General features: G+C 36.2%; 13 protein-coding genes. 4 read left to right on the top strand and 9 right to left on the bottom strand.

Annotation, left to right across the window (positions count from 1 at the left end):
- The 8 genes from QVB70_RS01925 to QVB70_RS01890 all read right to left on the bottom strand — a co-directional run.
- The coding region (locus tag QVB70_RS01925) for a helix-turn-helix domain-containing protein (RefSeq protein WP_287582819.1) at positions 1 to 243 on the bottom strand (243 nt) is incomplete at its 3' end.
- Between the two features lie 196 nt (positions 244 to 439).
- Complete coding sequence (locus QVB70_RS01920) at positions 440 to 1021, bottom strand: isochorismatase family cysteine hydrolase (protein WP_287582817.1); 582 nt, start codon at positions 1019 to 1021, stop codon at positions 440 to 442.
- Positions 1022 to 1061: 40 nt separating this feature from the next.
- Positions 1062 to 1535, bottom strand: a complete 474-nt coding sequence (locus QVB70_RS01915) for an isoprenylcysteine carboxylmethyltransferase family protein (RefSeq protein ID WP_287582815.1) — start codon at positions 1533 to 1535, stop codon at positions 1062 to 1064.
- A 178-nt stretch (positions 1536 to 1713) separates the two neighbouring features.
- Positions 1714 to 2055 carry a TfoX/Sxy family protein gene (locus QVB70_RS01910; protein ID WP_287582812.1) on the bottom strand — a complete coding sequence of 114 codons (342 nt, stop codon included), beginning with the start codon at positions 2053 to 2055 and terminating at the stop codon, positions 1714 to 1716.
- 83 nt (positions 2056 to 2138) lie between these two features.
- Positions 2139 to 2411, bottom strand: a complete 273-nt coding sequence (locus QVB70_RS01905) for a zinc ribbon domain-containing protein (RefSeq protein WP_342766536.1) — start codon at positions 2409 to 2411, stop codon at positions 2139 to 2141.
- A 159-nt stretch (positions 2412 to 2570) separates the two neighbouring features.
- Positions 2571 to 2831, bottom strand: coding sequence for a zinc ribbon domain-containing protein (locus tag QVB70_RS01900; protein WP_287582808.1), 261 nt, complete (start codon positions 2829 to 2831; stop codon positions 2571 to 2573).
- Positions 2832 to 2922: 91 nt separating this feature from the next.
- Positions 2923 to 4071, bottom strand: coding sequence for a radical SAM protein (locus QVB70_RS01895; RefSeq protein ID WP_287582807.1), 1149 nt, complete (start codon positions 4069 to 4071; stop codon positions 2923 to 2925).
- A gap of 60 nt (positions 4072 to 4131) precedes the next feature.
- A complete protein-coding gene (locus tag QVB70_RS01890) occupies positions 4132 to 4479 on the bottom strand; it encodes a cupin domain-containing protein (protein WP_287582805.1) in 348 nt (115 codons plus the stop codon).
- A 97-nt stretch (positions 4480 to 4576) separates the two neighbouring features.
- Here QVB70_RS01890 and QVB70_RS01885 point away from each other — a divergent pair, with 97 nt between their 5' ends.
- From QVB70_RS01885 to QVB70_RS01875, 3 genes are all read left to right on the top strand, one after another.
- Positions 4577 to 5083: a peptide deformylase gene (locus QVB70_RS01885; protein WP_287582823.1), complete on the top strand. Its 507-nt coding sequence runs from the start codon at positions 4577 to 4579 to the stop codon at positions 5081 to 5083.
- Positions 5084 to 5231: 148 nt separating this feature from the next.
- On the top strand, positions 5232 to 6500 hold the full coding sequence (gene larA, locus QVB70_RS01880) for a nickel-dependent lactate racemase (RefSeq protein ID WP_342766535.1): 1269 nt from the start codon (positions 5232 to 5234) through the stop codon (positions 6498 to 6500).
- A 61-nt stretch (positions 6501 to 6561) separates the two neighbouring features.
- Positions 6562 to 7245: an amino acid racemase gene (locus tag QVB70_RS01875; protein ID WP_287582803.1), complete on the top strand. Its 684-nt coding sequence runs from the start codon at positions 6562 to 6564 to the stop codon at positions 7243 to 7245.
- A gap of 286 nt (positions 7246 to 7531) precedes the next feature.
- Here QVB70_RS01875 and QVB70_RS01870 read toward each other — a convergent pair whose 3' ends face one another.
- Positions 7532 to 8203, bottom strand: a complete 672-nt coding sequence (locus QVB70_RS01870; protein WP_287582802.1) for an ADP-ribosylation factor-like protein — start codon at positions 8201 to 8203, stop codon at positions 7532 to 7534.
- Between the two features lie 520 nt (positions 8204 to 8723).
- Here QVB70_RS01870 and QVB70_RS01865 point away from each other — a divergent pair.
- Positions 8724 to 11234: hypothetical protein (locus QVB70_RS01865; protein WP_287582800.1), on the top strand; the 2511-nt coding region annotated here is incomplete at its 3' end.

Raw genomic sequence — 11234 nt, 5'->3', positions numbered from 1 at the left:
TCGTCTCAGCACGTCTTGCAGTACCTGCGAATGAACCGTTTTTAAAAATGGAGTGGTCTTTTTAGCGTCTTTTAATTGGTTGGCTTGCTCACCATACGTAACTGATTGTTTCTGAGTTTCCCAGGCATTTTTTCGCTCTGCCAGAGAGTTGTTATACAACAGTCGGCAAGTAGTAAGCCATTGAGTGAGAATAGTTGCCTGTGGTGTGGTGGGATACAAGCGAAATTTGTACGTACGTTTCATCACAGGTCTTCCTCTGTTCCCTTGAGCGTCATATCACTAACGATAGTATCCGCAAACAGCTATTTAAACTGGGGGACACTACCGTGAAAGTAAAAACAGCAAAAAAACGCAATTCATCCCCCCCAACAAGTTGGGGGGTCTTCTTGCGAAGACATTATAAATTCTTCTGTCGTGATAAGTTCGCAAGAAATATTTATTAGTTCTTCAATCCCTTTCCGTAGATCCCCGAAATCGCATCTTCAATGACTATCAACCTAAAACCCCGTTCACTTGCTTCATATATGGATGTTCTAGGGCAATTTGGGAAGTTACAGCCTGTAAAAACCAATGTTGTTATTCCTTTCTTTTGAAGGAAGTCTTCTAACGGCGTTTTGTAAAACGCTCCCCATCTGGGTTTATATATCACGAATTCGTTAGATGCTAACTCTTGGATTTCTCCACTCAGTAGTCTTTTTGCATCCAATTTAACTTCATTAGGCTTTAGTTCTTTGACTAATTCAGCACCTTCAGAATTTGGAGCAACTACTTTTAATCCATCTTCCACTTTCTTTTTTCTACAGATATCAACATTAGAACCATCTTCTTTGTAGAGTCTTATTATGTGGATTATTGGTTTACTCTTTTCTCTGAATCGTTTTAGAATTTTAACCATATTAGGAATTACATCATCATAGGTTCCTTTAATCTCACAGATCGCATCTTTTAGCGAGAAATCATTTTGTGTATCAATTGTAAGCAATGCACTATTCTCATAATCTGGTTCTGTGTATTTAGCCATAATATAGCCTCTTTTGAACGAAGATTATTATGAACGGCGTCTAGAAGATTGTTTTCTTTCTGTATTCGAGATATTCATTTCCGAACTTTTTTTCCAAATCCTTTTCTTCCATATACTTCCAGATCAGTATTAATGGAATCCATATTACCGCAGAAAGCAAGGTTAAAAAACTCTTTGCCATGAGTGGGAATCCAACATGTATGAGCATAATACCAACATACATAGGATTTCTAAATTTAGAATATATTCCGTTAGTGACAAGATAATCTAGTTCTCTGAATCCTCTTTTTGATTTGGCAGATACTACAAACAGCACTAAGCCTAGTATTCCTATTGCTAGACCCAATGGCACCGCAATATAGTCCGATATGTTTATTCGAATTGGATCGAAAAAAGACATCAAAAACCATCCAACGTATCCAATGAAAATAATTATTGTTAGTACAATCTCAAACATCTTTGATTGTCCAAGGCTATATCCTTTGTATTCAAAGAAATGAGATATTGTATGCAAAAGGTATCCAATTAAACACAGTATAAATGCGATTAAGAAAATTTGATTCATATTAACAGAAATAGTTTTCTACATATATATAAGATTATTTGAAAGATTCTGGAGAAATATAATTTCCTTAGAACGGATTAACGTTTAGTGAAAAATTCAGGATCAAAATTAAAAATTATACTGCTGCTTATGTTTCTTGGATCGCACGATCATAACTTTTTCTCACAAAAGGCATAATTTGATCCAAGTCTTTTTTGCGATTGATAGGTATCCTTGCCCAATTATGAACTGTTTTTTTGCCAGCTTTAAAAGGAGTCGTCGAGAACTGTTGAGATAGTATCTCTTTCTCTTTTTTATCTAGTTTTGTAATAACTATGCCCTTTGTCACAAGAAACACGAAAAGCTTACCATTCGATTGATAGCAAGGGCAACCAAACATTTTCTTGATATCGATCTGCTTCCACTTAAGCACCTTCTCTTCAAAAGCTAATCTTAGATCTTTCATTTCATCTTCTGAATAATATTTCAATTAGAACCCCCGAAATTGATTTTCTGTGAACTACTAAGAGCTTATTATGAAATAATTCAAAAAAAGAGTAAAAGTTAAATTTTTTACTTACTTTTCCATCTTTTAAGGGTTGGATAGTGCTTTTCAGCCTCTTTTTTTGCCTGCTCTTCTGTCAATGAACCAAAAGAGAGTTGTACGAGTAGTTCCGTTGCCCTTTCAATCATCTGCTCCAGTGTGGCCTCTGGATGCGTAAATTCTCCGTTCTGGAAACAGTCTTGACAGTAATCTTCGCTTTTACTTCCATCAGCGTTTGTTCCATAACCTTCTAACATTTCGAATGGCAAGCCACAAAACTGGCAAAATGGTCCTTTTTGCATTTCCATATTCTCACCTCATTTTTTTAGCTATTATTATTAAATAGTTCTTATAGTTTTTCTTTCCTTAGTAAAGAGTTGATTTACGAAATGCTATCGGTATACACTGTGTTATAGACTTTTGATTAGTTCAGAAAAAAGCGTAAAACCCCATTTATGTCACTATCTTTGCAATCTTTTAAGTTGAATGAACATTCTAGCCTTTTCTTTAGCTCGCTCTTTTGATATATTCATTTGTTTTACCAAAATACTAGCCACTACTTCAATCATTTGTTCTGTTGAGAGCTTATGATGTGTCAACTTACCATTCTGAAAACATAATCGACAATAATCATTGTTTATACTACCATCAGCGTTTGTCCCAAAATCTTCTGTCTTCTCGATTGGCTTCCTACAGATACGACAAAAGAATCCTTTCGACAATCTTAATTCCACAGGGGGTTCTCATTTCATATACAATTATTCATTCGATGTTATATTATCTTGTAAGTGATTAAATTTAAATAAATATTAGTCATAGAAAACGCAAAAGTCCTGTTTGATCTTCATCAACATCTAGATTTTCTCGAATGAACTCCTCTATTTCATCATTGACATTTCGAATTTCCTGTAATTCATTTCTTTTTGCTATAGCTACAATAGATTCCTTCAAATTTTGTATATTCATTCCTGCCCAATATTTCTTACTCCAAGCTTTACCTAACATTTGTTGCCTATACGCTTCATTTAGAAGTTTTTCAGCAATTGAATAATTCATTCTTCTAAAATCCTGTGGAATAAACCTTTTCACTCGGTAAGGCAATTCATATTTCTCGCATAAATTGAGCATTTTTTTATTAATCTTTTTATGATAGCTTGTCTTTGGAGTGTATTTTCCTTCATATGATTCTGGATTGTATTTAAAGTCATAAAGTTCTTCGTACTTTTCAATTAATTCAGGATATCTTTCGTTCAAATGTTTCAAAAACCATTTGGCTTGTAAATCTCTCATAGTAACTCCGCTGCCAAATAGAATAAAATCTGCTCCTATCTCTTTGATCTTCTTTGCCATCGCCTCTAAATGTTCATCTGAATCACACAGGTATGGTACAATTGGAATAAATGATACTCCTGCTTGAATGTAATTCGTCTGGTCTTTTATTGTTCGAATTACATCAAATCTTTCTTTAGGTGTTGGAACTCTAGGTTCCAAGAACTTTGATATCTCTTGATCGTTTGTTGTAATTGTCACACAAATACTACACCAAGAGTCTTTTCCAATCTTTTCTAATATATCGAGATCTCTTAAAACCAGTTTTGATTTTGTTCCTACACTAACGGGATATTTATGCTTTGAAAAGACTTCTAAACATTGCCTAGTATTCTTGTATTTCGCTTCTGCAGGTTGATAAGGATCATTGGACCCAGTAGCCACAACATCTGGTAGTAGTTTTCTTGCTCTTGTTAGTCTTTTATCAAGCATTTCTTTGATATTTTTCTTAACAATAATAGTATTCTCAAAATCAGTAGGCATCCGGTATTTCGCACTTCTTGAATCACAATAGATACAGCCAAATTGACAGCCATTGTATGTATTGATGGTATATTTGCACCAATACCAGCTATCGATATACTTGAAGACATTTAATATCGATTTGAACTCTTTTTCAATATATTCTACCATAAATTATCACTAGGAGTTTTTCTTTTACTCTTAAGAAAAAATCGAAAAAAAGGTAACATATTAAGACCTAATCATTACTAAAAGCATCTTGTACGGCGTTACTGCTCTTAGGGCATGTGGGTCGTTAGCGGGCATTATAATCATTTCACCTGCATTAACACGATAAGCTTCGCCTGAGATGGTTATCTCTGCTTCACCATCAAGAATACAAACTAAAGCATCAAATGGCGCCGTATGCTCACTTAATCCCTCCCCTTCGTCAAAAGAGAATACAGTTACGGTTCCTGTTTCTTTATCCATAATGGTTCTACTCACTACAGAGCCCTCTTGGTAAGCTACTAATTCGCTTAGGTTTTTGACAACTGCTAAGAGCTTTTCATCACTTTTAATTCTTTTAATATTTTGCATGATTTCTCACCTATAATTTTAAACAAAAGTTCATCGTAAAGTTGCAAACATGTTTTTAACCTAAGTATTTAAGAAGAATTAGTTTTAATCTTTGGTTATGGCAATCAAAGATGTCTTATTAATCGGGAATCCTAAATTGAGGCAAGAATCATCAGAAGTCACGGATTTCAACTTAGAACTTAAGGAAATACTCCAGGATCTTAAAGATACTCTTATTCATCTTCAGAAAACAAAAAAGATCGGCAGAGGGCTAGCTGCGCCTCAGATAGGTCATATGAAGAAGGTCATCCTTTTTCTATTACCAGAACAACCATTCATTATGGTTAACCCTAAAATAACTTGGAAAAGTGACGAAATGTTTCAAGTGTGGGATAGCTGCTTCTGTTTCGATGTTGCATTTTTTGTCCAAGTTGAGAGGAACAAAAGCATTAAAGTTGAGTATCAAGATGAGAATGGAGATATTAAAACAGAAGAATTCGTTGGAGACCTATCCGAATTAGTACAGCATGAAATTGATCATCTTTATGGAATCTTAGCTACAGATCATCTTAAGGATGTAACTAAGATTATAATGAGAGATGAATGGGAGAAAATTGTAACTTAATGAAATAAACAATATTCTAAGTCAATTTTTTATTGAAAATATTCACAAATATTTTATATTCACGCCTTATAGGAATAACAAATAAATCTGGATGCAATTATACTTCACTGGACTTCCCATTTCGATTTTTATAGCATATTAAGGGGGGATTGGGATAGAGATTAAATTAAAGATAGGTAAGGACTTTAAGACAATATCTATACCAGACGATAAGATCCTTGATGTATTAACTGGTCCAGAAATTCCAGAGCTTGACCAAGAGGAAATAAAAGATCAAATAGTAGAGGCCGTCAGAAATTCATTGCCTGAAAACATTGAGACAAAAAAGATAGTTATTCTAGTTGCTGATCACACAAGGCTTTGGACAAAAGGAAATCTCTATGTACCAGTAATTTTGAACATTCTTCTTGAAGAAGGTGCAATAAATGAAAATATAAAAGTTATTATCGCTCTCGGAACGCATGTTGATACACCTATTGAAAGAATGCATGAACTTGTAGGAGAAGAAACGATAAAGAAAGTAGAAGTTATTAATTCTGCTAATATGAATACTGATCGTCTGACTTATATAGGAAAAACTACCCACGACACGTCATTATATTTGACTAGTGAGGCCTGTGAGGCAGACCATATTATAATGTATGGCGGAGTTCTTCACCATGTAATAGCAGGATTTGGTGGGGGTAGAAAATATATACATCCTGGCATAGCAGGTTATGATTCCATTCAACAAAATCATTCTCTAACGATAAGGGCGGACGGGTCCCTTCATCCAAAAGTATGTCAAGCAATCCTTGAAGGAAACCCAGTTCACGAAGACATGAATGAAGGTGCTGAGATGTTTCTACGAGATCGTACTTCTCTCCTCATCAATGTAGCTGAGAATGGGGATGGAAAGATATTCTATGTTGCTAAAGGTGACTGGAAAAAGGCTTTCGCTGAAGGATGCGAACAAGTAAATCGAGCAGGAAGAGTATTTATAAGCCGAAAAGCCGATTTCGTTATTTTCTCAGCTGGAGGGTATGAAAAAGACGGACAATTATATCAATCTACTAAGGCCTTGTTTAATAGTTATGGTGCAGTGCGAGATGGCGGACAAATTATTATGTTCGCTGAGGCAAGAGAAGGGATAGGGAATATTGAGTTTGGAGAAGCTCTTAAAACATATAAAGGAAATATGAACGTTCTAGGGAAAAAACTTATAGAAAAATACAGTATGCCGTCATATATTGCGTATCGGATTATTGATATCCTGTCACGTTATAACGTAACGCTAGTATCAAACCTTTCACAGGAAGAAACAGAGGCATTCGGTTTTAACTACACTAATAATATTGATGAATACGTGAAAAATCTTAAGGGGAAAGGATATATCATTCCTTCTGCTGAAAATATTCTACCTCTCATCGAAGAATGAAAAGAGATTTAATTAATAGTTATCTCTATCCAGAAAGAACTCCATAAACGGGGCATCACTAGTGGCAAAAAGAATTGGTATTTTAGGCGGAATAAGCTATGAATCAACGATAAAATACTATGAGTTAATCCTTAGAACATATTACGAACAAAATATGGACTATTACTATCCAGAAATTGTAATCTTCAGCCTAGATTTCCAGAAATTCACTAATTTTGAAAATGAAAACAAGCGAATGTACATAAAATATATCCTTGAAGGCATTAATTCATTAGAAAAGGCAGGTGCAGAGTTTGTTTTAATGGCAGCTAATTCACCTCACGCTGTTTTCGAAGAATTGGAAATATTATCAAATATTCCTCTTCTTAGCATAGTTAAAGTATCTGCAGAAAAAGCAAAGCAAGAAGGCATGAAAAAACTGTTGCTTCTGGGAATTAAATTTACTATGCAATCTTCATTTTATCAAAATGCTTGTAAGAAACTTGGAATTGAGGTTAAAGTCCCAACAGAGGACGAACAGAATGATATCAACAGAATAATTTTTGACGAGTTAGTGATAGGTGTTTTCAAGAACGAAAGTAAAAATAGACTTCTAGAGATAATAAGCAATTATGAAGTTGATGGCGTTATTTTAGGCTGTACGGAACTACCGTTGATTCTTAAACAAAAAGATGCTGACGTAAAGTTGCTTAATACTTTAAAAATTCACGCAGAAGCGGCCTTGAATTATTCTTTGTCCTCTTGAAGGTGAATGCGTACTAAATTCCAAGAAATTAATTGCATGAAAGGGCAGTTTCACGAAATTGCTATAATACGTATATCACATAGCTTAACTTTTTTTGAAATACAATACTATGTGATAAGAAAAATGATTAAGAAGCGCTTCGCTAATTTCTTATTAAAATTGAAATTTGGCTCCTTTAAGGAACAATATACACAAATAGCAAGTTTAAGTAGTACTGATGATATTAACGGCTATATAACTCATTTTAAAAAACTCCTCTTGCATGCATATTAAAATGTACACTTCTCTACAAAAAGTTGAATCCAATTGATGAGAGAAATCGCAGGAGAACCTTTTTCACATTTTCACCTGAAAGTGCAGAGATGGGAAACGTGCCCAAGTAACTTGGACGAGTCCATAATTGCAAACGCTTACGTAATTCATGTGCTGGAATAGCCGTCTGAAGATCTTGCTTATTCGCGCAGATAATGTATGGTTTTTTGATTTTTGTTTCGATGATGTCAAGTATTCTTCTTGCTTCTTTTAAGTAATTATCATCTGAAGTTTTACACGAGTCAAGAACTACAATGACGCCTCGTGCACCAGCCCACCATATACTCCATAGATTTTGGTATCTTTCTTGTCCACCGAGTTCCCAATGTACAAATTCCAGTTCATGTTCATGTTTATTTGTTCCTGTTTTTCTTAAAGAAAATTTATAAAACGCCACTCCAGGTGTGGGCTTATACACAGACGCTTCTTTTTTGTGATCTTTATCAACGCTAGAATTTCTTCCAACAGAGGTGGGATTACGCTTGGATGTCTCATAGCCACCCTCATAAGCCTTTCTTTCACCGTTGAAAATTTCTTCGAGACGGCTGCCTAACTCTGATTTACCAGCATTTGCTGGGCCCATTAACAATATTTTAATCACGTCTTCTTTTCCAAGTGGCGGTGAACGTTTATCATTAACTACCATTCGAATTCCGCTCTGTATTTATACTATGGGACTAGCCTTCGTTTTTAGAATAAAAATAGCACCATATTATATAAATCCCATACACAAAGAAGCCTGTTGTTGTTCTATTATAGTCGTGGGTCATCATATTCACTCAGTTATTCAAAAACTATCAGTGGTCGCAATAAAGTGGAAAAAATCAGTGATTTTGATCTCTTTCAACTTTAAAACGCGGCATCTGGCATGACACTCTAGCACCATTATAGGATTGATCTGTTTTTCCATCATATTGCAATTTTTTGTTAAAATATCGGAATGATTGAAGGGCGGTTTCGTGAAATTCAAATGGTTTAAACCTGCCTAATTTACCTATACGGGTTCTCTTTATTCTTCTTATCAAATTCCAATTTATAGTAAACAAATTCTATTCTATTTCTCAAGGATCTAAAAGTATTGATGATAAGTTTACCAGAATTTTTATTATTCATGAGTGGAAGGTTAATTCGAAGGGAAGTAGTTAAACCATTAAGGATAAATCTATATGAGAAAGAATTATTTTTTCATCATCGGTCTGATCTGTCTATTAGCTTTTAGTATGATTATCAACTCTGATATGCGTGTTTATGCTCAGACTGATGTTGAAGATTTCGTTGATAATAATTCAAGTAATGTAGACTCTTCTGTTCCACCAGATATAGGTAGCCATTCTAATTTTCCTTATGAACAAGCCCTTGATTCTAATGTTGATACCTTAACTGAGGAATCAGTTGAGACTCCTCCCATAGAAGATTTCGTAGATAACAATAGCTCGGATGTCGATTCTTTAGCAGATCTAGGAACGCTGAGCGATTTTAATAACATGACCGCTTACGATGGTAACATGGCAAATTTTAGTGAGACCGCAATTGCTGGTGGGATTGAAAAAGTCGGAACAGATACCAGTTGGACGGATTCAGGAGTATCTGCATCTCCTCTTGAGTTTTCGCATACATTGGTGTCAGGTAGTAATCGGATGGTTGTAGTTTGTGCTGGTATAGAGAATGGTGGCGATATAGACATCTCTGGTGCTACCTATGGTGGTCAAACTATGGTCGAAGCGATTTGGCAACAAACAGGCACAACTACTATTTATGAAGCAAGTATCTTTTACATCTTGGAAGCGAATTTACCTTCAGACGGAGCTCAAACGGTAAGTATTACCTTTTCTGGCACTCTTACTAGCGGAGCTCAGGTTTACGGTTTCTGTTCTGAATTTACAGGAGTGAGTCAAGGTGCACCTGAAGCTACTGATGAAACGATTTGGAGTTCTGGTACAAGCATTTCTAACGATATTTCCCCTTCAACTGATGCGTGGGTTATTTCTGCTGTTGGTTGGGGAAACCTTCTCTCTACTACTCATGGTGAAGGACAGGTCGAGGTTTACGACAATAGTTTCAGTTCGAGTGGTTTTGCAGTTGCAGAATTACGTGGTGCAGACGGTGAAACAAGTCTTAGTTCAACTGCTTCTGGTACTGTTAATCGTGGTGTAAGAATAGCTGCATCTTGGCAACCAGCACCACCCTCACCCTCTCTTATGGATCAAGAGGTTCAATTTACTAACGTCTCTTATTTCCTATCAACTGAGGAGTTATGCATCTACGCTGGTGATCTGGGCGACGAGGACCTTAATGTCACCGTTTGGACTGGGAGTGATTGGCATCTTGTTGCATCTGATTTGACTGCTAACAGCTGGAACAACTTTACGGTTAATATCAACAGCACAACCTTCACAGTGAAGTTTGGAGGAAGCAATACCACAAATGACTTAGACACACAGGATATGTGGTACATTGATGCATGCTTAATCAAAAGTGAGGGCGCAGGAAGTAATGAGACTGCTGTTGATAATGAGGTCTCCAATATAGATGGTGAAAATGATGCGGGCACTATAACCGATTTTTCGAATATGACTGACTACGACACCAACATGGCTGTTTTGACTGAAACGCAAGCTATTGAATTTATCGGTTATGCGGGTGGCAATAATGAAACTGGAACTGATATGACCATTAATAAACCAACTGGCACACAAGACGGCGACTTTATGTTTGCCATTGTGGCTTCAACTATTGCGAGCGATACTGATGGTTCTACGATGGCAAGTGCGCCTTCTGGTTGGACTGAGGAGAACAATTACATTAATCCTCAGAACCCACAATCAGGTCAGCATATCTACATTTACTGGAAATTTGCAGGAGCATCTGAACCAAGTAGTTATTCGTGGACGTGGACTGATGCTTGTGGTTGGGCAGGGCAGATTATCACACTTAGAGGTGTAGATTCAATTTCTCCCATTCATGTAGAGGGAACGACAGCAAGTGGCAGTAATCAAAACCCTAATACCCCTTCGATCACAACAACTGAGGACACTTGTTTTGTTATTTCCTTATATTGTGCTGATGATGATGATGCCATCACAGGGAGTCCTCCTTCTGGAACGACAGAAATAGGCTTGGATGAGAGAGCCAGCCCTGGTAACGGACTTGCGATAGGAAGTGCTTACTATACTCAAACAACTGCAGGTTCAACAGGGGATAAAACATGGACAGGGGCATTAGGAGTAGAAAATGAAGAATGGATAGGTGAACAATATGCTTTTCTTCCTGCTGCTGATAGCAGTTACACTTTAAACCAAGAAGTTCAATGGATCGATATTCCCTTGAATTTACCAAATGCGAATCTATCTATTTATGCTGGCTCAACTGGCGCTGAGGATATATTGGTTGATGCCTGGAATGGAACAGGCTGGGTAAACCTCTTTGGCGATTTGGCCGCTGATTCTTGGAATAATATTTCAATTACTGATTACCTGATTAGTTCTACTTTTATCATAAGATTTAGGGATGGCAATCCCTCAGGAGATAGCAGCACTCAGGATATATGGGAAATAGATGCCGCGTTGATTCGCGTTTGGAACGAAGACACGGTTTATAATTTAGACCTAGAAGTTCAATGGACTAACGCTGATTTTGACGAATATTTTGAGGAATTATGTATAAAAACAGGAACGTTT

The sequence above is a fragment of the Candidatus Borrarchaeum sp. genome, assembly GCF_019058535.1.
Lineage (GTDB): Archaea > Asgardarchaeota > Sifarchaeia > Borrarchaeales > Borrarchaeaceae > Borrarchaeum > Borrarchaeum weybense.
The sequence above is the reverse complement of the archived record's forward strand: the minus strand, read 5'-3'. Positions and strand labels throughout refer to the sequence as shown.